Origin of the sequence: Devosia sp. ZB163 (assembly GCF_028613635.1) — a bacterium.
In the GTDB taxonomy this organism is placed as follows: Bacteria; Pseudomonadota; Alphaproteobacteria; order Rhizobiales; family Devosiaceae; genus Devosia_A.
The window spans coordinates 208763-235512 of record NZ_JAQRMY010000002.1; the positions used below are offsets into that span (position 1 = coordinate 208763).

Sequence of the window (26750 nt, forward strand, 5' to 3'; positions counted from 1 at the left end):
GGGCGACATGTGGCGCGTGCACAGTTTCTCAGCGTGATCGGGCCGTAGGACCCGGATCCCTAGAGGTCCGGATCGAACGGTACCGTGTTCCGGTTCAGCCATTCCTCGAGCACGTCCTTGCGGAATGTCCGCGCCTCAAGGTGGGCGTAGATGAACGTTTGAACGTCGTCGTTCGAAGCCGCTATGTCGGCTCCGTTCAACTGCAGAAACATTTCGAGGCAGGCGTAGGCCACGCGCTTGTTGCCATCCACGAACCCGTGGTTCATGGCCAGACTCTCCCAAAGCGCCGCGGCCTCTTCAATCAGGTCCGCATAGTAGCCGGTTTGCGGCCGCAGCAGCACGGATTCGATGAGGCCCGGATCGCGAACGCCCGGCGCGCCTCCGAACTCCCTGATCAGGATTTCGTGGATGCGGAGTGCCTCATCCAGTGTGATGTAGATCGCCACTGCTGCTATTTGGCGAGCGCTTCATACAGGGAGCGACGACGCTCGACACTGCGTGCCATCAGCCGCTCGATCGCAGGCCTCACCCTGGGTGCGGCAGCCCGCTCGACAAGCGCACTGTACTGCTCGGCCGACACGACGTAGGCGACGTCGCGGCCATTCTTCTGGATCGCCACGGGCTCGGCCTGTGCCATCTCCAGTACCTGCCCGAACTTGTTCTTCGCCTCAGTCGCAGTCATCTCAGCCATGGCAGTCTCCTAGCTACATCAGCTAAGATAGCTAATCCCCGTCATGGCTACAATAGCTAAACTGGCCAACACAAAAAGGCCCGGATGTCGCCATCCGGGCCTCCCGATTTCGTATCTGCGAAACGGCTATTCCGCCGCTTGCCGGCTCACCACCGTGACCCCGTCCTGTTCCTTCTCCACCAGGCCCGAACCCTCGGTCTTGATGAAGCGCTTGGAGCTGTCGATGTCGGCCGGAATCTCGACCGTCTGGCCCTCCGGCGTGACCGCTGTCTTGCGGCCGCCGAAGATGGCGCGGAACGGCCAGGCGATTGCGGAGCCGATGGCGCCGAAGATGCCGACGAACAGCTGGCCCACCCAGCCCTTCCGGATGACGCTTGGTGCGGTGATCATCACCGGCACCATCACCAGCGTCAGGGCGGTGGACACGAACAGGCCCGAGACCAGCGCGGCGCTGAGGTGGGTGAACCACGAGCCGGCGATACCACCCCACACGATCTCGCGGCGGATGAAGTCGAACTCGAGGTTCAACGCCATCGGGATCACGCCCAGTGCGGTCACGGTTGCCGTGAGCAGCACCGGCCGCACGCGCTGGCTGGCCGTGATCAGCATGGCCTTCACCGGCTCGACGCCGTCGCCGCGGTTGTAGTGGTTGTAGGTGTCGATCAGCACGATGCCGTTCTTCACCACGATACCCGCGAGCGCCACGATGCCGAGGCCCGTCATGATGGCCGAGAAGCTCATCCCGGTAATGGACATGCCCAGCACCACGCCGGCGATCGACATGATCACCGTCGAGAGCGTCACCATCACCTGGTAGAAGCTGTTGTACTCCAGCAGCAGCACCAGGAAGATGATGAACAGGGCCGCCATCAGCGCCTGGCCGATGAACGCATTGGTGTCGCCGATCTGCTCGTCGGCACCGCCGAACACCACGTTGGTCGTGGACGGGAACCCCTGCTGGTCGACCCAGGCCTTGAGCTGCTCGATCTTCTGGTCGGCGGGCACGCCCGGCGCGAGGTTGGCAGCCACCGTCATCTGGTACTTGCCGTTCTTGCGGGTGATGTTGGCCACCTTGGGCACGGCTTCGCGCTTGATGAAGTTGGACACCGGCACGAGGCCCTGCTGGGTCACGATGCGCAGGGAGTCGAGGCTGTCGAAGCTGCGCTCGCCGAGCGGCAGGCGCACCTTGATGTCGAGCTCGTCGTCCGCATCGTCCGGCCGGTAGGAGCCGAGCGTCACGCCCGACGTCACGAGCTGGACATAGGGGCTGAGCTCGCGCACGCCGATGCCATACTTGGCCGCGGCTTCGCGATCGATCGTCACTTCCCAGTCGATACCGGGGGAGGGGCGGCCGTCCTCGATGTCGATCGTGTCGCCAAGATCGTTCTCGATGTAGTCGCGCAGCTTGGTAACCACCGGCACGAGATCGTCATATGCGGTGCTCTCGACGCTCAGGTTGATCGCCTTGCCGGCCGGGGGGCCGTTTTCCTGCGCCGCGATCTGCACCTGGATACCCGAGATGTCCGCCACCCGGTTTCGGATGTTCTGGAAGATCTCTTCGGCCTTCACGCGCTCGTTGTACGGCAGCAGCTGCAGGCTGAACTGCCCGATGGTATCCGGAGGCGCGGAGCCGCCCATCATGTTTCCGCCCGAACCGGCGAAGGTCATGATGGAGTCCTGCACGCCCTGCACCTGCAGGATCTCGTTCTCCACCTCGACCAGCATGTCGCGGATCTCGACCGGCGAGTAGTTGCCGCGCGCGATCACGTTGACCGTGCCGAACTCGGCCTCGGAAGCCGGGAAGGCTTCGACGCCGGTGGGGTTGGAGATGTAGACGGCGAACATGCCCGCGACGATGATGAAACCCACCGTCAGCGTGACGATCGGGTGCCGGATCAGATGGGCGAGCGTACGCACGTAGACGCCGGTCGCGCCCTTCACCTTCTTGGTGTCGAACTTGTCGGCATACATGACCACGTCGGCCGCTTCCTTGGCCTTCTGGTCCACGTGGCTGGAGGCGATGATCGCCCCGATCACCGGCATGAACACCAGCGCCGAGAGGAGCGAAGCGACCATCACCACGATCACGATGATCGGCAGGTAGCTCATGAACTTGCCGATGATGCCGGGCCAGAAGAGCAGCGGGACGAACGCGCCCAGCGTCGTGAAGGTGGCCGAAACCACCGGCACGAACATCTTGCGCGCCGCGAGGATGAAGGCCTCCTTCTTGGATACGCCTTCCTGCAGCTTTCGTTCTGCGTACTCCACCACCACGATGGGGTCGTCGACGAGCACGCCCACGGCCAGCACCAGGCCGAACATGATCATCATGTTGATGGTCATGCCGAGCATCTGCACGACGAGGAACGCGATCATGAACGAGATCGGGATCGAGGTGCCGATCATGAGGGCAGGGCGGACACCGAGGGTGGCCACGCAGACGGTCATCACCAGCGCCACGGCCGTAAGCACGGCGGCTTCGAGCGAGCGGAACAGGTGCTTGGTCGAGTCCGCCTGGTCGACGAGGAACGAGTGCTGGATACCGGCAGGCCAGGTCTTGGTGACCTCGGTCGTCACCTCGCGCACCCGGTCCGACACGTCGATGACGTTGGTGCCGAGCTCCTTGACCACGCCGAGCGTGATCGCGGGCTGCCCGTTCACATGGGCGTACTCGGTGGCGTCCTTGAAAGTGCGGGTAATGGTCGCCACGTCGCCGAAGGTCACGACGTTGTCGCCGTCAGCCTTGATCGGCAGGGTGTAGACGTCCTGTGCCGTGGTGATGAGGCCGGGCACTTCGACGTTGAACGAGCCTTTGCCCGTGTCGAGCGTGCCGCCGGGCACCACCATGTTGTTCTTGGCGAGTGCGTCGAGGAGCTGTGCAGCCGTGAGGTTGTAGGCCTCGAGCCGGTTCATGTCGATTTCGACGGCGAGCATCTCGTCGCGCGAACCGGAGATGGTCACGCTCTGGACGGTCGGGATGCCCTCGAGCTCTTCCTTGAGGTCCTTGGCGCGCTGGACCAGCGTGCGCTCGGGCACGTCGCCATAGAGGGCGACGGACAGCGACGGCATGCTCGAGAACGAGATCTCGTTCACCGTCGGCTCGTCTGCGTCGGCCGGCAGTTCCGCCGAGACGCCATCGAGCTTGGCGCGGATATCGGACAGCGCCTTGTCCTTGTCGGCGTTGACGTTGAACTCGAGGAACACCGAAGCGTGGCCCGTCGTTGCCGTCGAGGTGTAGTTCTCGAGGCCGTCGATGTCCTTGATGCGGTCTTCGATCGGCTTGGCGAGCAGTCGCTCGGAGTCGCGCGGGGAAACACCCGTCTGGCTGACCGACACGTAGAAATAGGGGATGTCGATTGCCGGGAAGCTCTCCTTGGGCAACGACACGTACGCGCCGAAGCCGGCGATGAGCAGCAGTGCCATCACCGTCAACACGACCCGCGGCATGCGCAGGACGCGTTCGAGGAAATCCATCATGAGTGCACCCCTTCAGCAGCGGCGGTCTCGGACTCTTCCGAAGCCGGCGTCCCCGTAACGTTGGTCGCGTTGACCTTCTGACCTGGCACTACGTATTCCTGCCCCATCGTGATCACGTCGACGACCGGCGGCAGGCCCGCGACCCAGACGCCGTCCCGGGAGTCCGAGATGATCGTCACGGGATGGAACTCGACCGAGCCGTCCTTCACCGAACGCACGCCGAGCGCGCCCTCGTCGTTGAGCGTCAGCACCGACTGCGGCAGCAGGTGTGCCGGGATGCTGCCCATGCTGACCGTTGCCGTGGCCGTCACGCCCGAAAGCAGCTTGCCGTCCTTGTTGGGCAGTTCGATCTCGATGGGGAACGAGCGGGTTGCTTCGTCGGCGAGCGAGGCGATGTAGCTCACCTTGCCTTCGACCGTCTGGCCGGTGACGGTGGTCACCTTGGCCGGCAGCCCCAGTTCCGCGCGGGCGATCTGCGCCTCCGGAACATTGGCCACGAACAGCATCGGGTCGAGTTCGACCACGGTGGCGCACGGCTGGCCCGGGCTCAGCACGGTGCCGACCACGGCCACCGGATCCTGCACCACGCCCCCGACCTTGGTTGTCACCTTGGCGCGGTCGTACTCGAGCTTGGCCTGGTCGAACGCGGTCTGCGCCTGACGCAGCGCCGCCTCGGCGATGATGCCTGTATTGTTGGCGGCAAGGCCCTTGTCACGCAGCGCCTTGTTGGAGTCGTAGTTGGTCTGTGCCTGGGCGAGGGCGGACTCGGCTTGCGCCACAGCGCCCGCGCGCGTGCCCTCATCGAGCGTGCACAGCACGTCGCCCGGCTTGACCGTCTGGCCCTTGACCGCGTTGACCGCGGTTACGACGCCCTGCGTCTCTGGCGTGATCGTTGCCGAATTCTTTGCCTTGGTCCGGCCGCGCAGCGGCACTTCCAGCGCCATCGGCTGCACGTTGAACGTCTCGGTCCGCACCGAGACCAGTGGAGCGCCGGCGCCGCCCGAAGCCTCGGCGACCCGCTCTGCGATCGTCAGGTGAGGGTTGATTTCGCCCTCATGGTGGACTTCGCCCACCTCGGCGTTCTTGTCGATGAAGGCAATGATCGGCTTCTCGCCGTTGCCCGGACCGTTGCCGCCCGCCACGAAGGTGCCGCTGCCGAGCCACAGGGCGCCGACAACAAGAATGACTCCGGCAGTGCCGTAGGAATAGATCGCACGCATATCAGTAAAGTCCCTCTACTCGGCCGCGGCGGCATCGTCCCGGTCCGGACGTGCAAGCGCGATCAATTCTGCCCCATGCGCCTCGATGTAGTGACGGGCCGCTTGCATACAAGTGCGGCCGAAATCGATCACCCAGGCGTCTCCGGGATGGTTGTGTTCTCGTTTCATCCGATCGAAGTCGGCGAGATCGGAGTCGATCTGGGCGAGTCGCTCGTTTAGGCGCTGCTCGACCAGGGATTGCGGAAGCTCGGAAGCAAAGCGCAGGAACAGCAGGAATTCGCTGCGATACTCGTCCTCGCCAAGTTTCTCGAAGAGCGATTGGATGAAGGTCGCGCGCCCCGTCTTGGTGATCGAGTAGATCTTCTTGGCGGGCTTGCCGTCCTGCTGCTCGACCCGCGAGGTGACGAACTCTTCCTGCTCCAGCCGGGCCAGCGCCGGATAGATCGCGCCATAGCTGGCGTCGACGAAATAGGAGTACTCCCCTTCCACGGAGAGCTTCCTGATCTCGTATCCGGTGGCGTCGCCATCATAGAGAATGGCGAGGCAGATACTCCTGACGTTCATCAGTTCCCTATCCGTCCGACATATAACGGGCCAGCATATGACGGGCCTATATATGGAGCGGTGGGAAAGAACAACAAGAGTTGTCGCTGGGGCTGCCATGCAAAACGCGAATGGCTAACCGTTTGTATCCTAACGGTAACTGGCCGACGGGCGGCAAACCGGCCCGCGAAGGGCGGGCCATCAGTATCCGCTAGGCGTGTCGCAACATCTCGGCGAGCGCCCGGCGGGCAAGGTCCTCGCCTGCTGCCGCGACGAACCACTCATTGAGGAAGCTCCGGTCGCGATGGCCGCAGGTGAGAGGCTTGCCATCCATGCCCCATACCACGCCGCCGGCCGCCTGCAGCACTGCCTGGCCCGCTGCCGTGTCCCATTCGGAGGTTGGGGTAAACCGCGGGTAAAGCTGGGCTTCTCCCTTGGCGAGCAGGCAGAACTTCAGCGACGAGCCGACCGAAACGTCCTCCGCCACATCGAGCGTGTCGCACAGCTCGGCCAGCGCCGCGTGCCCATGCGAGCGGCTGGCGACGATGCGCAGGGGATGCTCGGTCCGGCTGACCGCGAGCGCGCTGATGGCGCCGATCTGCCCGTCGATCACCTTGCCCGTGAACGCCCCGCGCGGTCCGCCCCAGTAGATCTCCTCAGTCGCCGGCGCCAGCACCACGCCGCTCACCGGGTGGCCCCCTTCGCAATAGGCAATGTTCACGGTGAACTCGCCGTTGCGCCTGAGGAACTCCTTGGTCCCGTCGAGCGGGTCGACCACGAAGTAGCGCTCGCCGAGTTCGGGGATGCGTCCCGCGGCCACGCTCTCCTCGGCCAGCACGGGCAGGCCGGACGCTTCGAGAAACGCGAGGATGATCGCCTCGGCCCTCTGGTCGGCCTCGGTGACGGGCGACCCATCGGGCTTCTCGATGGCGACCGTGCCGCGTTCGTAGACTTCACGGATCGCCGCGGCCGCTTCGATAGCCGCCTCGTTCATCAGGTCGATGAAGTCGCTCATCTGATTTCGACGTCCAGTCCAAGGTCCAGCGGCTTGGCGCCCATCGTGATCTGGCTCGACGAGATGAAGTCCACCCCTGTCTCCGCAATGCCGCGCACGCGGTCCAGCGTCACCCCGCCCGAAGCCTCGAGCCGCGCCCGCCTGTCGTTGAGCCGCACGGCGGCCTTCATGAGTTCGTTGTCCATGTTGTCGAGCATCACGACGGTCGCACCCGCCTCGAGCACTTCCTCGAGCTGGCTGAGCGTCGTCACCTCGATCTCGATCGCGACGAGATGCCCGGCCGCCGCCCGTGCCGCCCGGTAGGCCCTCCCGGCGCTGCCGGCCACCGCGATGTGGTTGTCCTTGATCAGGATCGCGTCGCTGAGCGCATAGCGGTGGCTCACACCACCGCCGCAGCGCACGGCGTATTTCTCGAACGCCCGCAGCCCCGGCGTGGTCTTGCGCGTGTCGCAGATGCGGGCGGCTGTCCCCTCGATCGCCTCGACGAACCGATGCGTCAGCGTCGCAATCCCGCTGAGGTGATTGACGAAGTTGAGCACCGTCCTCTCGCCCGCCAGCAGCTGCCGTGCGTCCCCCGAGACGACCGCGACGATGTCGCCCTTGTCGACTTCGGCGCCGTCAGCCACCTGCGGGTCGAAATCGACCTCGCCACCCAGTTGCCGGAACACTTCGAGCGCCAGCGGCAAGCCCGCGATCACACCCGGCTCCCGCGCCGTCAGCGTCGCCGTCGCCGTTGCGCCCACCGGGATCGTCGCCTGCGAGGTAAGGTCGCCGGCGAGCCCCAGGTCCTCGGCGAGGGCACGGCGCACCGCATCTTCGATGAGGGCAGGGGGCAGGACGGGAAGGGCGATCGCGTCGGTCATGGCGGCGACGATTACGCGGGCAGGGGTTGGAAGTCCACACGAGCTTTTGGTTGACCTCGCTGCCCCATCCGCTGCTGATGGCGAGCCTGGTGAATCTGGTCAAATACCGCATGGACGACCGCATGAAGCGCGACGCCGTCCGCCAGCTCGAGCAGGCCAAGAACGAGAAAATCCTCAAGGACTACGTCGGCAACCAGTGATCCCTCTTGATCCTCCCCCGCGTGGCGGGGGAGGGGGACCGGCGAAGCCGGTGGAGGGGGCGGCCACGCGCGCCCGCCGCTCTCCGCCATCTCCCCCCTCGCGGGGGAATGGAATTTCTTGGGCTTAGCCCTTCGCTAAGCCTTAGAAATTCCAAGAGGGGGGGACGTCATGGGCACGATGTCGCTACCCCAGCCGATACGGCACCACCTCGCGCCGATCGACATCGATCTCCAGCCGCGCGTCCATCGGCGGCACCGAGCGCTGGATGCAATTGGTCCGCGGACAAATCCGGCAACTGATCCCGATCGGCTCGAACCCGCGTCCGAGGTCCAGGTCCGCCGCGTAAGTCAGCTTTCCCGCATGGGTGATCTCGCACCCCAGCGCATAGGCGTACCGCCGCACCGGCCCGCGAAACCCGCCGGTGTGCTTCTCCTCCGACCACGCGAGGCAGAGATACCGGCTCCCATCCGGCGTCTCCGCCAGTTGCCTGACGATCCGCCCGCTATGTTCGCCGAACACCCGGTGCACGTTCCACAGCGGGCACGCTCCGCCGAAGCGCGGGAACTGCAGCGGCGTTGCCGAGTGCCGCTTGGTGATCGTCCCCGCCGCATCGACCCGCGCGAAGAAGAAGGGTACCCCGCGCGCCTTCGGCCGCTGCATCGTCGACAGCCGGTGCCCGACCTGCTCCATCGAAGCCCCGAACTCGAATGCCAGCTCCTCGACGTCGTACCCGGTCCGGTCCGCCGCCGCGAGGAACGCCCCGTACGGCATCTGCAGCGCCCCGGCGAAATAGTTGGCGAGCCCCAGCCGGCAGATATCCGCCGCCTGCCGCGTCTTGAACTCCGCCCTGCCGACGATTTCGTCGATCAACCCGGCCTGCTCGATCAGCGCCAGTTGCACTGCGAGCTGAAAATACTGCGTCGCCGGCGCCAGTCGCCCGTTGAGCACGATGGTCCGGCTCGCCCGCTCGAACCGCCGCAACTGCTCCGGCGAGTTCGGCTCCTCGAACACCACCGAAATCCGGTGCCGCGTCGTCAGATAGTTCGCCAGCCGCTCGAGCCGCCCATGCAACGCCAGCCCGATTGTCCCCGCAAGGCTCTCGGCCGCCAGATCAAGCGGATCGATGTAGTTGTTGGCGTAGTGGAAGAAGTCGCGCACCTCTTCGTAGCTGGTCTGCGGCCCCGGCCCGCCCACCATCGCCGCATCGGCCCCCATCAGCCGCTCGTTGGCTTTCCGATACGCCTCGTAGAGCCGCAGCATTGCCCGCGCCGTATCCGGTGCACTCGCCGCCACCGATTTCAGCTCGATCAGCCCCGGGGCCGCCTCGCCGAACAGTGGGTCGGCCATCGCCTCGCGAAGGTCCGCCAGCACCCGGTCGGCGCCCTCCGAGGTCAGCTCCGTGAGGTCGAGCCCGAAATTCTCCGCCAGCGTCAACATCAGCGATGCCGTCAGCGGCCGCTGGTTGTTCTCGATCTGGTTGAGATACGACACCGAGATTTCGAGCCGTCGCGCCAACTCGCGCTGGGTCAGGCCCGCCTTGGTGCGGGCCGCCCGCACCCGGGCCCCGGCGAAGATCTTCCTGTCAGCCATTCGCAAGTTCGCAATTTCACAGTTTGCAATTTTGCAGAATTAGCAGGTCCGCACATTCCTGTCTCTCGTCGCGTGTTCGGAGCATGTATGTTGCCCCAAAGGCTTGAAGGCAGGACTCCATGCAGAAGATCATCGCCGCACTCGATCAGCGGCGCACCGATGCCCGTCTCGGCGGCGGCCAGAAGCGGATCGATGCCCAGCACGGCAAGGGCAAGCTCACCGCCCGCGAGCGCCTCGAGGTCCTGCTCGATCCCGGCTCGTTCGAGGAATACGACATGTTCGTCACCCACCGCGCGGTGGATTTCGGCATGAACGAAAACATCATCCCCGGCGACGGCGTGGTCACCGGTTGGGGCACCATCAACGGCCGCATCACCTACGTCTTCAGCCAGGATTTCACCGTGTTCGGTGGCTCGCTCAGCGAGACCCACGCCCAGAAGATCTGCAAGATCATGGATCTCGCCGTGCAGAACGGCGCCCCGGTCATCGGCCTCAACGACTCGGGCGGCGCCCGCATCCAAGAAGGCGTCGCGGCGCTCGGCGGCTATGCCGAAGTGTTCTGGCGCAACGTCCAGGCCTCCGGCGCCATCCCGCAGATCTCGGTGGTCATGGGTCCCACCGCCGGCGGCGCCGTCTATTCCCCCGCCATGACCGACTTCATCTACATGGTGAAGGACACCTCCTACATGTACGTGACCGGCCCGGACGTGGTGAAAACCGTCACCTCCGAGATCGTCACCCACGAAGAGCTCGGCGGCGCCTCCACCCACACCAAGGTCAGTTCCGTCGCCGACGCCGCCTTCGACAACGACATCGAGACCCTGCTCGAAGTCCGCCGCCTGTTCGATTTCCTGCCGCTGAGCGCCGCCGACAAGCCGCCCGCCGTCGCCGTCAACGACACCATCGACCGCGCCGAGTCCAGCCTCGACACCCTGATCCCCGACAGCGCCAACAAGCCCTACGACATGCGCGAGGTGATCCTGAAGATCGCAGACGAAGGCGATTTCCTCGAGATCCAGAAGGACCACGCCGGCAACATCCTCGTGGGCTTCATCCGGTTGAACGGCTCCACCGTCGGCGTCGTCGCCAACCAGCCGCTCGTCCTCGCCGGCTGCCTCGACATCAACTCCTCGAAGAAAGCCGCAAGGTTCATCCGCTTCTGCGACGCCTTCTCGATCCCCATCCTGACCCTCGTCGACGTCCCCGGCTTCCTTCCCGGCGTGGCCCAGGAATACGGCGGCATCATCAAGCACGGCGCCAAACTCCTCTTCGCCTACGCCGAAGCCACCGTCCCCAAGGTCACGGTCATCACCCGCAAGGCCTACGGCGGCGCCTACGACGTCATGGCGAGCAAGCACATCCGCGCCGACGTCAACTACGCCTGGCCCACCGCCGAAATCGCGGTGATGGGCGCCAAGGGCGCCACCGAAATCCTCTATCGCTCCGAACTCGGCGACAAAGACAAGATCGCCAAACGAACCGCGGACTACGAAGCGAGGTTCGCCAACCCCTTCGTCGCCGCCGAACGCGGCTTCATCGACGACGTCATCATGCCCCACGGCACGCGACGCCGCGTGGCGAGGGCGTTCGAGACGCTGAAGAACAAGAAGGCCGTGATCCCGCTGAAGAAACACGGGAATATCCCGCTGTGAGCCAGCTCAGTGTGCATGTCGGTGACATCACCAAGCTGCAGGTCGACGCCATCGTCAACGCAGCCAACAGTTCCCTGCTCGGAGGTGGCGGCGTTGATGGCGCCATCCATCGCGCTGCAGGTCCCGAGCTTGCCATCGCCTGTCGTGCTCTCAATGGTTGCAGGACGGGCGATGCGAAGATCACTGGAGGCTTCAAGCTGACGGCGCGCTACGTCATCCACACCGTGGGCCCCGTGTGGCAGGGCGGCAGCGCCGGCGAGGCCGATCTTCTCGCCTCCTGCTATCGCCGCTCTCTGGAGCTCGCGAACGACAACGGACTTACGAGTGTTGCCTTTCCGGCCATATCGACGGGCCGCTACAATTTCCCACCCGACCGCGCCGCCACCATTGCCGTCCGCACCGTTCGCAGCGCTCTGGCCGCCGGCACCACGGTTCGCGAAGTAATCTTCTGCTGTTTCGGTGAGCCCGCCGCAGCAGACTACCGGACGCAGCTCAGCACGCTGGCGCCCGAGCCAAGGTCTTGACCATGTTCTCCTCCCTCCTCATCGCCAATCGCGGCGAGATCGCCTGCCGGGTTATCCGCACCGCCAAGCGCATGGGCATCCGCACCATCGCCGTCTACTCCTATGCCGACCGCGACGCCGTGCACGTGAAGCTCGCCGATGAAGCCGTGCACATCGGTGGCTCCGCCGCCCGCGACTCCTATCTGAGCATCGAAAAGATCGTCGCCGCGTGCAAAGCCACGGGCGCCGAGGCCGTCCATCCCGGGTACGGCTTCCTCTCCGAGAACGCCGCCTTCCCGGCTGCACTGGAGAAGGAAGGCATCATCTTCGTCGGCCCGCCGGTGAAGGCCATCGAGGCGATGGGCGACAAGATCACGTCGAAGAAGCTCGCCGCCGCGGCCGGCGTCTCCACCGTCCCCGGCCACATGGGCCTCATCGATGACGCCGAGCACGCTGTCGCCATCTCGCGCACGATCGGCTACCCGGTGATGATCAAGGCTTCGGCCGGTGGCGGTGGCAAGGGCATGCGCATCGCCCACACCGACGCCGAGGCCCGCGAAGGCTTCGAGCGCTCAAAGTCCGAAGCCGCCTCCAGCTTCGGCGACGATCGTATCTTCATCGAGAAGTTCGTCACCGAGCCGCGCCACATCGAAATCCAGCTGATCGGCGACCAGCACGGCAACGTGCTCTGGCTCAACGAGCGCGAATGCTCGATCCAGCGCCGCAACCAGAAGGTGATCGAGGAGGCGCCATCGCCATTTCTCGACGCCGCCACCCGCAAGGCCATGGGCGAGCAGTCCGTCGCCCTCGCCAAGGCGGTCGGCTACACCTCCGCCGGCACCGTCGAGTTCATCGTCGACAAGGACCGCAACTTCTACTTCCTCGAGATGAACACCCGCCTGCAGGTCGAGCACCCGGTCACCGAACTGATCACCGGCCTCGATCTCGTCGAACTGATGTTCCTCGCCGCGGCGGGCGAGAAGCTGCCGCTGACCCAGGCCGATGTCGGCATCAACGGCTGGGCCATCGAGAGCCGCATCTACGCCGAGGATCCGTTCCGCAACTTCCTGCCCTCCACCGGCCGGCTCACCCGCTACCGCCCGCCGGCCGAGAATCTCGTTCAGGCACCGTTCATCCGCAACGATACCGGCGTCTCGGAAGGGTCAGAGATCGCGACCTATTACGACCCGATGATCGCCAAGCTCTGCACCTGGGCGCCCACGCGCACCGAGGCGATCGACGCCATGGAAGTCGCCCTCGACGAGTTCGAGCTCGAAGGCGTCGGCAACAACATCCCGTTCCTCTCCGCCGTCATGGGGCAGGAACGCTTCCGTTCCGGCCGCCTCACCACCGGCTACATCGCCGAGGAATTCCCCAATGGCTTCAGCGGCGTAGCGCCGGATGCGGAATCTCTCACGCATCTCGCCGCGCTCGCCTGCACCTCGGCTTTCGCCCTCGACAAACGGCTCTACCCGATGACGCCCGAGCCCCGCGCCGTCATCATAGGAGACCAGCGCTGGGACTTCTCTGTCCATGCTGACGGCATCGAGTACTGGCTCACCCAGCCCGACGGCAAGAAGCTCTTGGTCGAAAGCGGCTGGAAGCCCGGCATGAGCCTCTGCATCGCCCGCGTCGACGGGCGCCTGCACCACGTCAAGCTCGACCGCGTCACCGGCGGCTTCCGCCTGCGTTGGCGCGGCGCCGATCTCGTCGCCAAGGTCCTGCTGCCGCACGTCGCCGACCTGATGCCGGTGATGCCGGTCAAGCTTCCGCCCGACCTGAGCAAGTTCCTCCTCTGCCCGATGCCCGGCCAGATCGTCCGCATCGACGTTGCGGAAGGCGATATCGTCGAAGACGGCCAAACCCTCGCCATCGTCGAGGCGATGAAGATGGAGAACGTGCTGAAAGCCGAGAAGCGCGCGAAGATCAGCAAGGTCCGCGTGAAGCCGGGCTCGGTGCTGGCGGTGGACGAGGTCATCCTGGAGTTCGAGGCGGTATGAGCATCGTGCTGACCGAGAGAGACGCCCCCCTCCCATCCTCCCCCACAAGGGGGGAGGTGCCCCGCCGGTGCGTCAGGCTCGATCGAGCCACGAACTCGACTCTTCACCTCCCCCCTTGTGGGGGAGGCCGGGAGGGGGGAGTCTGCTGATGGCAAGCACGCCCACCTTCGCCGCCTGGGCCAAACTCGCCCAGAAGGACCTCCGCCACACCCCCGTCGACTCGCTGAACCGCGACTACGGCGATCTCCCGATCAAGCCAGCCTACTTCCCCGAGGACGCTCCCACCGATCCCGGCCTCCCCGGCGCCGCCCCGTACACCCGCGGCGTCCGCGCCACGATGTATGCCGGCCGCCCCTGGACCATCCGCCAGTACGCCGGCTTCTCCACCGCCCGCGAGTCCAACGACTTCTATCGCAAGAACCTCGCCGCCGGGCAGAAGGGCCTGAGCGTCGCCTTCGACCTCGCCACCCACCGCGGTTATGACAGCGATCATCCGCGCGTCACCGGCGATGTCGGCAAGGCCGGCGTCGCCATCGACAGCGTCGAGGACATGAAGATCCTGTTCGACGGCATCCCGCTCGATCAGATGTCGGTCTCGATGACCATGAACGGCGCCGTCCTGCCGGTGCTCGCCATGTTCATCGTCGCCGCGGAAGAGCAGGGGGTGAAACAGGCCCAGCTCGACGGGACCATCCAGAACGACATCCTCAAGGAGTTCATGGTCCGCAACACCTACATCTACCCGCCCGAGCCGAGCATGCGGATCGTCGGCGACATCATTGCCTACACCGCCCAGCACATGCCGAAGTTCAACTCGATCTCGATCTCCGGCTATCACATGCACGAGGCGGGAGCGACGGCGGTCCAGGAGCTCGCCTACACGCTCGCCGACGGCCGGGAGTACGTTCGCGCTGCCCAGGCCCGCGGCCTCGACATCGACGCCTTCGCCGGCCGGCTGAGCTTCTTCTTCGGCATCGGCATGAACTTCTTCCTCGAGGTAGCAAAGCTCCGCGCCGCCCGCACCCTGTGGTCGAAGATCATGACCGAGCTGGGCGCCAGGGACCCGCGCTCCCTCATGCTGCGCACCCACTGCCAGACGTCCGGCGTTTCGCTCACCGAGCAGGACCCGCACAACAACATCGTCCGCACCACCATCGAGGCGCTCGCTGCGGTGCTCGGCGGCACCCAGAGCCTCCACACCAACAGTTTCGACGAAGCCATTGCACTGCCAACGGAATCCTCCGCCCGCATCGCCCGCAACACCCAACTGATCCTGCAGCACGAAAGCCGCGTCACCGACGTCGTCGATCCGCTCGGTGGCTCCTATTACATCGAGAGCCTGACCGCCGATCTCGTCGCCCGCGCCGAGGCCCTCATAGCCGACGTCGAGGCCCAGGGCGGCATGACTACCGCCGTGCAGGCCGGCACACCCAAGCTCGAAATCGAAAAGGCCGCCGCCCTGCGCCAGGCCCGCGTCGACCGCGGCGAGGACGTCATCGTCGGTGTCAACCGCTACCGGCTCGAAAACGAGCCGCCGATCGCTATCCGCGAGATCGACAACAACAAGGTCCGCGACGAGCAGGTCGCCCGCCTAGCCGAAATCCGCCGCGCCCGCGATGCGGACCAGGTCACTGCTGTCCTCGAGAGCCTGCGCAGCGCGGCCCGCGGCGGTGGCAACCTCCTCGCCGCCAGCATTGAAGCTGCCCGCGCTAGCGCCACGCTGGGAGAAATTTCGGCCGCGCTGGAAGATGTGTTCGGCCGCCACGCGGCCACGACCCGGGTCATCTCCGGCGTCTACGCCGACAGCTACACCGACGACCCGCAGTATGCCGAGCTGCAGCGCCGCATCGCGGATTTCGCCACGGCCGAGCGCCGGCCACCCGCCATCTTCATCGCCAAGATGGGGCAGGATGGACACGACCGCGGCGCCAAGGTCATCGCCACCGCCTTCGCCGACCTCGGCTTCACCGTCCACATGGGCGATCTGTTCGAGACCGCCCCCGAAGTCGCTGACCATGTGGTGGCCCTCAAGGTCGACGCCGTCGGCGTCTCCTCCCTCGCCGCCGGCCACAAGACGCTGGTCCCCGAGCTGATCGGCGAACTCCGGGGGAGGGGCCTCGGCGACGTCACCGTTATCGTTGGCGGCGTCATCCCCGAGCAGGACTACGACTTTCTCCGCCAAGCCGGCGTCGCCGAAATCTTCGGCCCCGGCACCAACGTGCTGGAGGCGGCGTTCTCCGTCCTGAACCAGATCGAGGGAAGGCTGAGCAATCGGTGAAAGCAATCGAGCTCTGGGATTGTGATCGACAAGGCTTCCTTGCCTTGAAGCAGGTTCTGGCTGCTCTACCAGAACGGGCTGTGACATCACGTTGGGAAATGGTCGACTTCGTGTATCCGAACGGCGAGGCCCACTTCGACGTGGCGTCTGCAGGGGACGATCATCTCAGCCGGCTCGCGAACACCGGAAAATCCATATCCAGCAAGGAATTGGTGGCGATCGCGACGTCCTCGCCGCAAGTCATTTGGGGGACGTTCCGTGGCTTCGACCGGAGCGATAGCAAGGAACCTTGGATACTCCTGCACGCAGTTGATTCTACGTTCTGGCGCTGCGAGACGCGTGATATCGCCACGCGGCAGAAGCTGATGAAGACATTTCGAGATGTAAGGCTGTCTGAGCAATGATAGGCCGCCTCAACCACGTCGCCATCGCCGTCCCCGATCTCGCCGCTGCCGCTGCGAAGTACCGCGACCTGCTCGGGGCCGACGTGCGCCATCCGCTCGATCTGCCGGAGCACGGCGTCACAGTCGTCTTCGTCCACCTCGAGAACACCAAGATCGAGCTGATGACACCGCTCGGCCCGAACTCTCCAGTCGCGAGGTTTCTCGAAGCCAACCCCTCGGGTGGCATCCACCACGTCTGCTACGAGGTCCCGGACATTGCATCCTCCATCCGGACGCTGACCGAGGCCGGAGCGCGCGTCCTCGGTGACGGCAAGCCGAAGACCGGCGCACACGGCCTGCCGGTCGTCTTCATCCACCCCAAGGATTTCGACGGCACGCTGATCGAGCTCGAAGAAGTGAAGCCCGAGCTCCAGCCGGCCTGACTTATCCCCACGCCAGCCGGCCCGCCTATCCTCGGCTCACCAACCCGAGGACACCATGACCACAAGCACCCACCTGAGGCTTCCCTTCATCCTCCCGGCGCAGGCCGGCAAACACATCACCCACAACGAGGCGATTGCCGCGCTCGATACGCTCACCCAGCTCGCCGTGCTCGATCGCGACCTCGCGGCGCCGCCATCGAGCCCGCTGCCTGGTTCCCGCTATATCGTCGGCCCGTCGCCGGGCGGCGCATGGGCGGGCAAGTCGGGGCAGATCGCGGCTTGGGACGGAGCGGCGTGGTTGTTTCATGCTCCCGAACCCGGCTGGCTCGCCTTCCTCGTCGACGAAAGCGGCCTCGTCGTCTGGTCAGGCACAGCCTGGCTCCCGACCGTGGGTTTGAATGGCAGGGTGGCGCAGCTCGGCATCAACGGAGCGGCCGACACCACCAACCGGCTTGCCGTGAAGTCCGACGCCGTCCTCTTCAGCCACGACGACGTGACCCCCGGCACCGGTGACATCCGGCTTAACCTCAACAAGGCGTCCGCCGGCCATACGGCCAGTCTCGTCTACCAGACCGGCTCCTCCGGTCGTGCCGAACTGGGAACCGCGGGTGACGACAAGCTCCACCTGAAGGTGAGCGCCGATGGCAGTGCCTGGGCGGAGGCGCTCGTCGTCGATCCGGCGACCGCCCACGTCGGCATCGGCACGTCCACTCCGGCAGTGCATCTCGATGTCGACGGGCCCATTCGCACCAAAACCTACACGGTCGCCGGCGTCCCGTCCGCCGCCGTCGGGGCAGGGCAGTTGATCTACGTCGCGGACGAGATGGGCGGCGCGACGCTCGCCTTCTCGGACGGCACGGACTGGCGGCGGGTGAGCGACCTTGCCGTGATCAGCTGATCACATTCCATATCATGGCATCGCGGCAATTGGCCTTGGCGCGCGCCTGTGCTAGGCGAGCGCCACTGTTCCTCGAGGCCTGATTGTTCAAAATTCTCGCCAACGCGTTCGCCGACATGGCCGCCGCCTATGAGCGGCGTCGGGTCTGGATCACGCTCGCGACCGAGGATGTCGGCGACCAGCATCGGCGCACCGCGCTCGGTCCAATCTGGCTGCTGGTCAACTACTTCGCCTTCGCGGCCACCTTCATCTTCGTGTTCACGCCCAACCCGACGGCCGAGTTCGCCATCTACGTCGCGACGGGCCTCATGGTCTGGAACTACCTCACCGATTGCATCACGCAGTCGGTGACGCTGTTCGAGCGCGAGGAGAGCTTCATCAAGGGCACCAACCTGCCGCTCTCCGCCTATGTCATGCGCCTCACGCTGCAGAACCTGATCCGCGCCGTCTACGCCGTCATCGGCTGCGTCATCATCCTCGTCCTCGCGCAGGTGAACGTCACCTGGGACTGGATCTGGGCCGGGCTCGGCCTCGTCATCATCGTCGTCTGCTCGCCCGCGGTCATCGCCGTGTTCGGCTTCCTCGGCGTGTTCTTCCCCGACAGCCAGTTCATCGTCGCCAACCTGATGCGGGTGGCGATGTTCGCGACGCCGCTGTTCTGGACGCATGAGGGCGAGGGCGGGTTGCGCGGTGCGCTCTACTACTACAACCCGTTCACCTACTTCCTCGATCTCGTGCGCACCCCCATCGTCAACAACGCCATTCCGTTCACGGCGATCGGCATCAGCCTCGTCTTCACGCTTGCCATGTGGGCCATCGCCATCGTGCTGCTGGGCTCGCTGCGCAAGCAGGTGGCTCTGATCGTCTGATGGTCTCGATTTCCGCCCACGATCTCCGCCTCGTCTACCAGGTCCGCGAGAAGCTGACCCTGAGGCCGCGCGACCGGCGCATGACGCGCACTGGTGGCACCATCTCCGGTTCCGGCAGCCGCCGCTTCGTCACCGCGCTCGATGGCGTCAGCTTCGAGCTCTCGGCGGGCGATCGCCTCGGCCTCGTCGGCTCCAACGGCGCCGGCAAGACGACGCTGCTCAAGGTGCTCTACGGCATCTATGAGCCGAGCGGCGGCAGTCTCGATATCCGCGGCAAGGTCGATGCGCTGTTCAACATCAACCTCGGCTTCCGCGCCGAAGCGACGGGGCGACGCAACATCCTGCTGCGCGGCCTGATCAACGGCTGGAACGAGGATGAGATTGGCGCGCGTACCGAGGAGATCATCGAGTTCTCCGAGCTCGGCGATTTCATCGACATGCCGTTCAAGAGCTACAGCCAGGGCATGGGCGCGCGCCTCGCCTTCTCGATCGCGACGACGCTCGAACCCCAGATACTGCTCATGGACGAGTGGATCGGCGCCGGCGACGCCGATTTCCAAACCAAGGCCAAGCGCCGGATGGATGAGCTGGCCGAGAAGGCCGGCATCATCGTGCTCGCCAGCCACCAGCCCGATCTCATCGAGCGCACCTGCAACAAGGTGCTCCAGCTCGAGCACGGCAAGGTGGTGAGGTTCGGCCCGCTCGAGGTCCAGGAGAAGCCGGCAGCCGCCAACTCGGCCTAGATGTAGCCGACTGCCAGCATCATGCGCTGGGCCAGGTTCCAGTGCTGCTGCGGCACGCCGCGTCGCGTGCACATCGCGAAGAACTCGTCATACTCCTCGGCCGACATGCTCGGTGCAAAGGCGGAGAGTTCGCCCACGCCGTAGATGCCGCGCAGCACGAGGTCCGCCTTGATGATCGGGCAGTTGAGGTGCTTGACCAGCGGCAACGCCCCCCAGTGGATTTGGCTGCCGCGGAACACGAAGTCCATGAGGCTCCGCTCGAGCTGCTTGCGATAGTTCGCGGAAACCAGCCGGCGCACGTCGCCCGCATCAGTATCGGCCAGCGAAGCTGCGGCCTCGATCGGCAGCGGCGCATCGCGGTTGGTGGAGCTCTCACCGCGCGTTTCGAACCACTGCGATGCCGTTTGGTGCAGCTTGCGGAGCGCATCGCGCTCGTTGAAGTGCCCGGGCATCTGCGACGCGGTGAGGATGAGCTCGGTGGTCGGCAGTTCGGCCAGCGCCTCACCAAGCTTGCGCGGCGAATAGACCACCGTGGGGTTCACACCGATCGCGCCGATCACGGTTCGGTTGAGCGCGATCTCGCCGGTGCGGATGACCTTGGGTCGCAGCTCGCTCAGCTGGTAGTTCTCCCAGAACTTGCGGAAATGCGGGCTCTGGAACACGCGTGGCCCGAAGCCGAGCGCATAGCTGCCGACGTGGTAGCCGAACTCGTGGTTTTCGGCCGCCCCGACATAGTCCTTGCTGGTGTCGCTCAACGCCGTGAAGAAGGCCTCGAGCCCGCCCGAGCGGTAGAACACGCTGTCGTTGACGATCAGGATGCGCTCGGGCTGGAAGGTGTCTAGCACATGCAGCACGCCGGTCCTGTAGCCGCCGAAATCGCGGCCGATATTGCGCCGCACGATGACTGTGTGCGCCACGGAGTCGATCAGCGGCAGGTCGGCCTCGGGAATGGCGCCGTTGCTGATGATGACGAGGTTGACTCCCTGCGCCTCCAGCGCCTTCAGCGCGCGGATGGCAGATGCCGGCAGTTTCTGCCGCGGAAACAGATGGAATACGCAGAAGGTGCCCGTCGTTGCGTCGCGCAGCTGGCGCTTCGACAGCACGTCACCGTGGCGCTTCAGTTCCTGCGCATTGCGAAAGTCGAGATAGGCGAACCAGGGGTAGAAAATGATCCGGATCAGCACCTGCAACACGCTGATCACGGCACGGCGCAAAAGCCACATGCTAGCTCTGGTCTCCAGGACCGGGAAGGTCCGCGTCTTTGATCCCCGGGGCGGCCGCATCCTTGCCCGACAGGATCGGCGGCGTCGTCAGCGGCCAGGCGATCCCGACATCGGGGTCGTCCCAGCGGATGGCGCGCTCGCTCGCCCCACTCCAGAAATCCGTGGTTTTGTAGAGAAACTCCGTGCCCTCCTCAAGGGCGAGGAACCCGTGCGCGAAACCGGCCGGAATCCAGAACTGCTTGCGGTTCTCGGCGCTGAGCTCGACTGCCGCCCATTTGCCGAAGCTCGGGGAGTCGTGCCGGATGTCGAGGGCGACATCCCACGCCGCCCCTCGGGCGACCCGGACGAGCTTGCCCTGCGCGTGCGGCGGCAGCTGGTAATGCAGCCCGCGCACCACGCCCTTGCGGCTCTGCGACTGGTTGTCCTGCACGAACTGGCCCGTGAACCCGGTCGCCTCGCGGAACACCCGATCGTTGAAGCTCTCGAAGAAGGCACCGCGATCGTCAGCGAACACCTTCGGCTCGAAAACCATGAGCCCGTCGATGTCGAGTTTGGTTACTTGCATCAGTCGCGGCCCTCGCGCAGGATCTGCAGCAGGTACGTGCCGTAGCCGCTCTTCTTCAGCGGCTCGGCCAGCCGCTCGAGCGCCTCGTCGTCGATCCAGCCGTTGCGCCAGGCGATCTCCTCGGGGCAGGCCACCTTGAAACCCTGTCGCTTCTCTAGCGTCGCGATGAACTGCCCCGCTTCGAGCAGCGAGTCGTGCGTACCGGTGTCGAGCCAGGCAAAGCCCCGGCCCATAAGTTCGACATTCAGCTCGCCTCGCTCGAGATAGAGCCGGTTGAGGTCGGTGATCTCGATCTCGCCCCGCGCCGAAGGCTTCAGCGAGCGGGCCAGTTCCACCACCTGCTCGTCATAGTAGTAGAGCCCGGTGACGGCGTAGTTCGACTTCGGCTGCACGGGTTTTTCTTCGATCGAAACCGCCGTCCGCTTGCCGTTGAACTCCACCACGCCATAACGGCCCGGATCATTCACGTGGTAGGCGAAGACGCTCGCCCCGAGCCGGCGCTGGTCGGCGCTGCCCAGGAGCTTGCTGAGGTCGTGCCCGAAGAAGATATTGTCGCCGAGGATCAGCGTCGAACTGCGGTCGCGCACGAAATCGGCGCCGAGCAGGAATGCCTCGGCGAGGCCGCCCGGGCTGGGCTGCACCACATAGCTGAACGACATCCCCCAGCGCCCGCCGTCGCCCAGCAGCGTCTTGAAGCGCGGCAGGTCTTCGGGCGTCGAGATGATCAGCACCTCGCGCAGGCCGCCATGCATGAGTGTCGACAGCGGATAGTAGATCATCGGCTTGTCGTAGACCGGCAGCAGTTGCTTGGAGACGGTCAGCGTTGCCGGGTGCAGGCGCGTGCCGGCGCCGCCGGCGAGAATGATCCCGCGTCGCGTCATCGAGCGGTCTCCGGAAGGATCGTGTTGAGCGTACCCATCACGTCGTCCTGCCAGTTCGGCAGGTCGATTGCCAGCGCATCCCGGAGCTTTCGGGTGGAAAGTCGTGAGTTGAGCGGACGTTGGGCCGGGGTTGGGAACGCCGAGGTCGGTACCGGCAGCACCTTGTCGGGTGTCGCCTTGAGCGGAAATCCGCGTGCCAGCGCCTCGCCGATGACGAAGCGCGCATAGCCGTTCCAGCTCGTCTCGCCCGACGCCGTCAGGTGGTAGATCCCTTCGGCGATCGGACGGTCGCGCTCGATCTGCAGGATCGCACGCTGCGTGATCTCGGCGATCAGCCGCGCGCTGGTCGGCGCCCCCACCTGGTCGTCGATCACCCGCAGCTCGTTGCGCGACTGCGCGAGGCTCAGCATCTTGGCGATGAAGTTGTGACGCCCCGGCGCGTGCACCCAGCTCGTGCGGAAGATCAGGTACTTCGCACCGCTTCCTGCAATCGCACGTTCGCCCGCCAGCTTGGTCGCGCCATAGACGTTGAGCGGCCCGGTCGCATCATCCTCGACATAGGGCTCCGCCTTGGCGCCATCGAACACGTAGTCGGTCGAATAGTGGATCAGCCACGCTCCACTGGCGGCGGCCGCTGCGGCCAGCGCGGCAGGGGAGTCGGCATTCACCAGCCGGGCCACGTCCGGCTCGCTCTCCGCCTTGTCCACGGCGGTGTATGCCGCAGCGTTGACGATCACGTCCGGCGCCTCGCGCTTCACCAGCGCGGCCAGCCCCGCCGGGTGGGCGAGGTCGGCGCCCTTGCGGCCAAAGGCGACGATCGCGTGATCGGCCGCCAGCACGCCCGTCAGCGCCGTGCCGACCTGACCGTCGCGGCCCAGGATCAGGATCTTCATCCGTACTGCCTCTTGATCCAGTCCCGGTAGGCGCCGCTGGTCACGTCGTCTACCCAGCTCGCGTTGCCGAGGTACCAGTCCACAGTCCGCGCGATCCCTTCGGTAAAGCTCGTCGCCGGCCGCCAGCCCAGCTCGCGCTCGATCTTGCGCGCATCGATGGCATAGCGCCGGTCATGGCCGGGCCTGTCGGTGACATGCGTGATCTGGTTCGCGTAGCTCGTGCCGTCCGCCTTGGGCCGCCTCGCGTCGAGCAGCGTGCAGATCGTCCGCACCACCTCGATATTGGTCTTCTGGTTGTCGCCGCCGACATTGTACGTCTCGCCAGGCATACCGGCCTCGAGCACGCGCCGCAGCGCCGAGCAGTGGTCGCCGACATAGAGCCAGTCGCGCACCTGCAGTCCGTCGCCGTAGACCGGCAAAGCCTTGTTCGCCAACGCGTTATGGATCACCAGCGGAATCAGTTTCTCAGGAAACTGCAGCGGCCCGTAGTTGTTGGAACAGTTGGTCACCAGCACCGGCAGCCCGTACGTCTCGCGGTAGGCGCGCACGAGATGGTCGGACGAAGCCTTCGAAGCCGCATAGGGACTGTTCGGCTGGTAGGGATTGGTCTCGGCAAAGGCCGGATCGGCCGGCCCCAGCGTGCCGTACACCTCATCGGTCGAGACGTGCAGGAACCGGAAGTCCTGCCGCGCGCCGTCGCCTAGCGCGGCGAGATGGTTGCGCACCGCCTCAAGCAGCCCCAGCGTGCCCATCACATTGGTCTCGAAGAACGGCGCCGGACCCGAGATGGAACGGTCCACGTGGCTCTCGGCGGCGAAGTTTACCACCGCCCGGATATCGTGGCTGCGCAGCAGCCGTCCGACCAGCGCCTGGTCGCCGATCGAGCCATGCACGAACGTGTGGCGCGCGTCGCCATTGAGCGGCGCGAGGCTGGCGAGGTTTCCCGCATAGGTGAGCGCGTCGAGGGTGACCACCGGCTCGTTGCCGGCCGTGAGCCAGTCGAGCACGTAGTTCGCACCGATGAAGCCGGCACCGCCGGTCACCAGGATCGTCATATGGGTCAGTTTCCTTTCGCCGCACGGGAACTTAGCGCGAATGCTTGCGGCGTACTATCAGCGTCAGAGCTTCCCCAAAAGCCCCGCCGCGTAGAGTGAAATCTGCCCGATGCGAGATTGGCGGTAGACGCCAGACCTCTTGAGGCTCGCGATGCGCTCCCGCAAAGGGGCGGTGCGTGCCCGACGGAAGGCTTCCAACGTGGCCAGGGACTCCGGCGTCAGCAGGTCGCGGCAGGCCTCGAGCGCCGCGACATTCTCTTCGTTCCAGCGGCGGAAGCGCCCGCCGAACGCCGCAAGTATCCGCCGCATCTGCGCTTTCAGGCCGTGGTTCGAACCCACGAGGTTCCCGGCATGCTGCCGGTAGCGCACATGCGGCGTCTCCGAATAGGTGACGTCCCCGCCAGCGCCCGTAACGATCAGGTACGAGAACCAGTCGTGGCTGACAAAGCCGGTGCGGCGCGCTGCTTCGCGCATCAGCCGGTGCGCGGCGCGGTTCATCACCATCGTGTTGCCGCCGCCGATGCTCTGCACCAGGGCGTTCGAGAACTCGGGCGGCCGCCGGAACAGTGGCGAGCGATCGAACTCGTGTCCCCACTCGTCGGCTATGATGGTCCGCGCGCAGTAGAGGGCAGGGCGGTCGCCGCTCCTCGCGAGAATGCTCGCGGCGGCCCGTGTCTTGTCCTTGAGCCAGATGTCGTCCTGGTCGCAGAAACAGACATAGTCCGCATCGACTTCGGGGTTGATCATCAGCGAGCGGAAGTTGTCGGCAAAGCCCCGATCCGGGCCGCTGAGCACGACGAACTTCCCGCGCCGCCAGCGTCGCGCCCACCGGGCGAGCACGCCCAGCGTGCCATCCGACGATCCGTCGTCAGAGGCCCAGATATCGATATGCGTCCAGCTCTGCGCCTCGATTGAGCTCAACTGCTCGTCGATGAAGCGTTCGCCCTGATAGGTCGCCAGGAGAACGGCAAGCCGATTGCCGGTGGACGGGGTGGTACCCACTCCGATTTCGTCAGCTTCGATCACGGACGCTTCTTGCTGCTCAGAGGGCGGGGTGCCCTGCGTGGCGGGATAGGTTGGAGAGGCGAGATGGATATTCAAGATATCCACACTCCGGCAATTGTGCGGCGCAACATAGTCAGCCGATTTCAACACTCAAGCGCCGAATCCGGTTGCACGCCCGCTGCTTTTGGTGCGGCAGTGGTTAAGACCGTGCAAGCGCCGTGCGCATATGTGCCTCGATCAGCCGCACCCCCGTCCAGCCGAGTTCGGCCGACGCCTCCCGGGCGCTCTCGGTGTACCACTTCCCCCCATCGAGTCGCGCCATCTCCACCGCCTCCGGGCAAAGCGCCAGCATCAGCGATGTCTCGCCGATTCCTGCATGGTCGAACGGATACTGCGCGATGATCTCCGGCGTCATCAGCGGATGGCCCTTGATCCAGTTGAACGGGTCGTCGCCGGTCGACTGCTGTGCGTAATAGTCGCGCATGGCGGGGTTTCCCCACCATCCCTCGCCATGCAACTCCTCGAGCCAGGCAAAGATCACCTGCCGCGCCGCGAACTTGAAGCTCAAGTCAGTCGGCATCCCCACTGCGAAGTTCTCGCTCTGGTGGTGGATGAAGAAGTGGATGTTGCGGAACCCGATCCGCAACAGGCTGCGGAACAGTTCGGCCGCGAACGGCGCCAGCGCCTGCTGTCCCACCTGGATCGAGCCATTGCCCTCTGGCGGCTCCACGGCATAGCTCGCTGCCCCATAGTAGAAGGGCGGCAGGATCACGATGTCCGTATCGGCTTCGATCCGATCGAGCATCTTGATGACCGCAAGCGTATCCATGCCCACCGCCATGTGCTCGCCGTGGTACTCCAGCACCCCCAGCGGCAGCACCACCGGCCAGCGCTCCTCGATTGCCCGCCTGATCTGGTGCGGCAGCATCATCTCGTAGCGCATCCCGAACTCCCTCGCTTGCGCATCCCCTCTTTCCGTGGACACTAACGGCACCGAGGGAGGGAGGAAATCATGCTCAAGGGGATCGACCCGATACTGAATGCCGACGTGCTTCATGTGCTCAAGTCTATGGGGCACGGCGACGACCTGATCATCGCCGACATGAACTTCCCGTCGGACTCGATCGCGCGGCAAACCGTCTACGGCCGCCTGCTGAAGCTCGAGAACGTCACGGCCGGTCGGGCCGTAAAGGGCATCCTGTCGCTCATGCCGCTCGACAGCTTCGTGCCGCATCCCGCCCTGCGCATGGAGATCGTCGGCAAGCCCGGCGAAGTCCCGCCGGTGCAGCAGGAAGTGCAAACCGCCATCGACAAGGCGGAGGGCAAGTCGCTACCCATGGGCTCGATCGAGCGCTTCGCCTTCTATGAAGCGGCCAAGAACGCCTACGCCGTGATCCAGACCGGCGAGCGCCGCTTCTACGGCTGTTTCGTGTTGAAGAAGGGCGTTCTGCCACCTGACGCCTGAGCTACTGTGCCCGTAGAGGTCGTTCACCAGTAAGCGACGAGTTCGCTTACCAATAAATGCAAGCGATTTCTTCGTCGCGCCCGCCGATGCACGTGGTTGGCTTTCTGTTGACTTCTAACATGTTAGCTCCGTACCATCCCTCATAGCTTCCGCACAGACGGAAGCGCTCCCTGGGGAGGGACGTAGGCAGGGTGTTGAGGGACTAGGAGTGCGCCTGGCGCGCTCCACCTGCACGTCATGTCTTCCATCGAGCGCCAGTGTGGTGGCCGAACCGCCGCGACATCGCGGCGTCTG

26 protein-coding genes are annotated in these 26750 nt (G+C 65.3%); 11 read left to right on the top strand and 15 right to left on the bottom strand.

Annotated features, from left to right (window positions below):
• Positions 1-59: 59 nt before the first annotated feature.
• From PRN20_RS09250 to nadC, 7 genes are all read right to left on the bottom strand, one after another.
• Positions 60-446 carry a type II toxin-antitoxin system death-on-curing family toxin gene (locus PRN20_RS09250; RefSeq protein ID WP_273957025.1) on the bottom strand — a complete coding sequence of 129 codons (387 nt, stop codon included), beginning with the start codon at positions 444-446 and terminating at the stop codon, positions 60-62.
• 5 nt (positions 447-451) lie between these two features.
• Positions 452-691 (bottom strand): type II toxin-antitoxin system Phd/YefM family antitoxin, encoded by a 240-nt coding sequence (locus PRN20_RS09255; RefSeq protein ID WP_273957026.1) that lies wholly within the window; start codon positions 689-691, stop codon positions 452-454.
• 126 nt (positions 692-817) lie between these two features.
• Positions 818-4168, bottom strand: a complete 3351-nt coding sequence (locus PRN20_RS09260) for an efflux RND transporter permease subunit (protein ID WP_273957027.1) — start codon at positions 4166-4168, stop codon at positions 818-820.
• The gene (locus tag PRN20_RS09265) at positions 4165-5388 is read right to left on the bottom strand and encodes an efflux RND transporter periplasmic adaptor subunit (RefSeq protein ID WP_273957028.1); all 1224 of its coding nucleotides are present in this window, start codon (positions 5386-5388) and stop codon (positions 4165-4167) included. Before PRN20_RS09265 ends, PRN20_RS09260 begins: the two co-directional genes overlap by 4 nt.
• Positions 5389-5403: 15 nt before the next feature.
• Complete coding sequence (locus PRN20_RS09270) at positions 5404-5952, bottom strand: PadR family transcriptional regulator (RefSeq protein WP_273957030.1); 549 nt, start codon at positions 5950-5952, stop codon at positions 5404-5406.
• A 190-nt stretch (positions 5953-6142) separates the two neighbouring features.
• Entirely contained in the window at positions 6143-6946 is an 804-nt protein-coding gene (gene cysQ / locus PRN20_RS09275; RefSeq protein WP_273957031.1) for a 3'(2'),5'-bisphosphate nucleotidase CysQ, read from the bottom strand.
• On the bottom strand, positions 6943-7809 hold the full coding sequence (nadC, locus tag PRN20_RS09280; RefSeq protein WP_273957032.1) for a carboxylating nicotinate-nucleotide diphosphorylase: 867 nt from the start codon (positions 7807-7809) through the stop codon (positions 6943-6945). The genes cysQ and nadC overlap by 4 nt, the downstream gene beginning before the upstream one ends.
• Positions 7810-7859: 50 nt before the next feature.
• Between nadC and PRN20_RS09285 the strand changes: the two genes are divergently transcribed.
• A complete protein-coding gene (locus PRN20_RS09285; RefSeq protein WP_273957033.1) occupies positions 7860-8009 on the top strand; it encodes a hypothetical protein in 150 nt (49 codons plus the stop codon).
• Between the two features lie 184 nt (positions 8010-8193).
• Here PRN20_RS09285 and PRN20_RS09290 read toward each other — a convergent pair whose 3' ends face one another.
• The gene (locus PRN20_RS09290; protein ID WP_273957034.1) at positions 8194-9600 is read right to left on the bottom strand and encodes a helix-turn-helix domain-containing protein; all 1407 of its coding nucleotides are present in this window, start codon (positions 9598-9600) and stop codon (positions 8194-8196) included.
• 119 nt (positions 9601-9719) lie between these two features.
• Between PRN20_RS09290 and PRN20_RS09295 the strand changes: the two genes are divergently transcribed.
• The 9 genes from PRN20_RS09295 (at position 9720) to PRN20_RS09335 (ending at position 19369) form a co-directional block, all read left to right on the top strand.
• Positions 9720-11252: an acyl-CoA carboxylase subunit beta gene (locus PRN20_RS09295; RefSeq protein WP_273957036.1), complete on the top strand. Its 1533-nt coding sequence runs from the start codon at positions 9720-9722 to the stop codon at positions 11250-11252.
• Positions 11249-11776, top strand: coding sequence for an O-acetyl-ADP-ribose deacetylase (locus PRN20_RS09300; RefSeq protein WP_273957037.1), 528 nt, complete (start codon positions 11249-11251; stop codon positions 11774-11776). Before PRN20_RS09295 ends, PRN20_RS09300 begins: the two co-directional genes overlap by 4 nt.
• Before the next feature lie 2 nt (positions 11777-11778).
• Positions 11779-13755, top strand: coding sequence for an acetyl-CoA carboxylase biotin carboxylase subunit (locus PRN20_RS09305; RefSeq protein WP_273957038.1), 1977 nt, complete (start codon positions 11779-11781; stop codon positions 13753-13755).
• A gap of 148 nt (positions 13756-13903) precedes the next feature.
• Positions 13904-16033, top strand: coding sequence for a methylmalonyl-CoA mutase (scpA, locus tag PRN20_RS09310; RefSeq protein ID WP_273957039.1), 2130 nt, complete (start codon positions 13904-13906; stop codon positions 16031-16033).
• The gene (locus PRN20_RS09315; protein WP_273957040.1) at positions 16030-16437 is read left to right on the top strand and encodes a hypothetical protein; all 408 of its coding nucleotides are present in this window, start codon (positions 16030-16032) and stop codon (positions 16435-16437) included. The genes scpA and PRN20_RS09315 overlap by 4 nt, the downstream gene beginning before the upstream one ends.
• Positions 16434-16859, top strand: coding sequence for a methylmalonyl-CoA epimerase (gene mce / locus PRN20_RS09320; RefSeq protein ID WP_273957041.1), 426 nt, complete (start codon positions 16434-16436; stop codon positions 16857-16859). The genes PRN20_RS09315 and mce overlap by 4 nt, the downstream gene beginning before the upstream one ends.
• 55 nt (positions 16860-16914) lie before the next feature.
• A complete protein-coding gene (locus PRN20_RS09325; RefSeq protein ID WP_273957042.1) occupies positions 16915-17757 on the top strand; it encodes a DUF2793 domain-containing protein in 843 nt (280 codons plus the stop codon).
• Positions 17758-17840: 83 nt separating this feature from the next.
• Complete coding sequence (locus tag PRN20_RS09330; RefSeq protein ID WP_273957043.1) at positions 17841-18626, top strand: ABC transporter permease; 786 nt, start codon at positions 17841-17843, stop codon at positions 18624-18626.
• Positions 18626-19369 (top strand): ABC transporter ATP-binding protein, encoded by a 744-nt coding sequence (locus tag PRN20_RS09335; RefSeq protein WP_273957044.1) that lies wholly within the window; start codon positions 18626-18628, stop codon positions 19367-19369. The genes PRN20_RS09330 and PRN20_RS09335 overlap by 1 nt, the downstream gene beginning before the upstream one ends.
• Here PRN20_RS09335 and PRN20_RS09340 read toward each other — a convergent pair.
• The 7 genes from PRN20_RS09340 to PRN20_RS09370 all read right to left on the bottom strand — a co-directional run bounded on the left by PRN20_RS09340 (position 19366) and on the right by PRN20_RS09370 (position 25934).
• A complete protein-coding gene (locus tag PRN20_RS09340; protein ID WP_273957046.1) occupies positions 19366-20592 on the bottom strand; it encodes a rhamnan synthesis F family protein in 1227 nt (408 codons plus the stop codon). The two genes, PRN20_RS09335 and PRN20_RS09340, sit on opposite strands and share 4 nt — an antisense overlap.
• A gap of 1 nt (position 20593) precedes the next feature.
• The gene (gene rfbC / locus PRN20_RS09345; protein ID WP_273957047.1) at positions 20594-21157 is read right to left on the bottom strand and encodes a dTDP-4-dehydrorhamnose 3,5-epimerase; all 564 of its coding nucleotides are present in this window, start codon (positions 21155-21157) and stop codon (positions 20594-20596) included.
• The gene (gene rfbA / locus PRN20_RS09350) at positions 21157-22038 is read right to left on the bottom strand and encodes a glucose-1-phosphate thymidylyltransferase RfbA (protein ID WP_273957048.1); all 882 of its coding nucleotides are present in this window, start codon (positions 22036-22038) and stop codon (positions 21157-21159) included. The genes rfbC and rfbA overlap by 1 nt, the downstream gene beginning before the upstream one ends.
• Complete coding sequence (gene rfbD / locus PRN20_RS09355; RefSeq protein WP_273957049.1) at positions 22035-22931, bottom strand: dTDP-4-dehydrorhamnose reductase; 897 nt, start codon at positions 22929-22931, stop codon at positions 22035-22037. The genes rfbA and rfbD overlap by 4 nt, the downstream gene beginning before the upstream one ends.
• The gene (gene rfbB, locus PRN20_RS09360) at positions 22928-23986 is read right to left on the bottom strand and encodes a dTDP-glucose 4,6-dehydratase (RefSeq protein WP_273957050.1); all 1059 of its coding nucleotides are present in this window, start codon (positions 23984-23986) and stop codon (positions 22928-22930) included. Before rfbB ends, rfbD begins: the two co-directional genes overlap by 4 nt.
• Positions 23987-24049: 63 nt before the next feature.
• Entirely contained in the window at positions 24050-24988 is a 939-nt protein-coding gene (locus tag PRN20_RS09365) for a glycosyltransferase (protein ID WP_273957051.1), read from the bottom strand.
• Between the two features lie 202 nt (positions 24989-25190).
• Positions 25191-25934, bottom strand: a complete 744-nt coding sequence (locus PRN20_RS09370) for a creatininase family protein (protein WP_273957052.1) — start codon at positions 25932-25934, stop codon at positions 25191-25193.
• A gap of 69 nt (positions 25935-26003) precedes the next feature.
• Here PRN20_RS09370 and PRN20_RS09375 point away from each other — a divergent pair, with 69 nt between their 5' ends.
• A complete protein-coding gene (locus tag PRN20_RS09375) occupies positions 26004-26456 on the top strand; it encodes an RbsD/FucU family protein (RefSeq protein ID WP_273957054.1) in 453 nt (150 codons plus the stop codon).
• Positions 26457-26750 lie beyond the last annotated feature (294 nt).

Coding starts and splice junctions, on each gene's coding strand:
- PRN20_RS09255 (WP_273957026.1), bottom strand. CDS start 691: ATGGCTGAGATGACTGCGACTGAGGCGAAGAACAAGTTCGGGCAGGTA.
- PRN20_RS09260 (WP_273957027.1), bottom strand. CDS start 4,168: ATGATGGATTTCCTCGAACGCGTCCTGCGCATGCCGCGGGTCGTGTTG.
- PRN20_RS09265 (WP_273957028.1), bottom strand. CDS start 5,388: ATGCGTGCGATCTATTCCTACGGCACTGCCGGAGTCATTCTTGTTGTC.
- PRN20_RS09270 (WP_273957030.1), bottom strand. CDS start 5,952: ATGAACGTCAGGAGTATCTGCCTCGCCATTCTCTATGATGGCGACGCC.
- cysQ (WP_273957031.1), bottom strand. CDS start 6,946: ATGAGCGACTTCATCGACCTGATGAACGAGGCGGCTATCGAAGCGGCC.
- nadC (WP_273957032.1), bottom strand. CDS start 7,809: ATGACCGACGCGATCGCCCTTCCCGTCCTGCCCCCTGCCCTCATCGAA.
- PRN20_RS09290 (WP_273957034.1), bottom strand. CDS start 9,600: ATGGCTGACAGGAAGATCTTCGCCGGGGCCCGGGTGCGGGCGGCCCGC.
- PRN20_RS09295 (WP_273957036.1), top strand. CDS start 9,720: ATGCAGAAGATCATCGCCGCACTCGATCAGCGGCGCACCGATGCCCGT.
- PRN20_RS09305 (WP_273957038.1), top strand. CDS start 11,779: ATGTTCTCCTCCCTCCTCATCGCCAATCGCGGCGAGATCGCCTGCCGG.
- scpA (WP_273957039.1), top strand. CDS start 13,904: ATGGCAAGCACGCCCACCTTCGCCGCCTGGGCCAAACTCGCCCAGAAG.
- mce (WP_273957041.1), top strand. CDS start 16,434: ATGATAGGCCGCCTCAACCACGTCGCCATCGCCGTCCCCGATCTCGCC.
- PRN20_RS09325 (WP_273957042.1), top strand. CDS start 16,915: ATGACCACAAGCACCCACCTGAGGCTTCCCTTCATCCTCCCGGCGCAG.
- PRN20_RS09335 (WP_273957044.1), top strand. CDS start 18,626: ATGGTCTCGATTTCCGCCCACGATCTCCGCCTCGTCTACCAGGTCCGC.
- PRN20_RS09340 (WP_273957046.1), bottom strand. CDS start 20,592: ATGTGGCTTTTGCGCCGTGCCGTGATCAGCGTGTTGCAGGTGCTGATC.
- rfbC (WP_273957047.1), bottom strand. CDS start 21,157: ATGCAAGTAACCAAACTCGACATCGACGGGCTCATGGTTTTCGAGCCG.
- rfbA (WP_273957048.1), bottom strand. CDS start 22,038: ATGACGCGACGCGGGATCATTCTCGCCGGCGGCGCCGGCACGCGCCTG.
- rfbD (WP_273957049.1), bottom strand. CDS start 22,931: ATGAAGATCCTGATCCTGGGCCGCGACGGTCAGGTCGGCACGGCGCTG.
- rfbB (WP_273957050.1), bottom strand. CDS start 23,986: ATGACGATCCTGGTGACCGGCGGTGCCGGCTTCATCGGTGCGAACTAC.
- PRN20_RS09370 (WP_273957052.1), bottom strand. CDS start 25,934: ATGCGCTACGAGATGATGCTGCCGCACCAGATCAGGCGGGCAATCGAG.
- PRN20_RS09375 (WP_273957054.1), top strand. CDS start 26,004: ATGCTCAAGGGGATCGACCCGATACTGAATGCCGACGTGCTTCATGTG.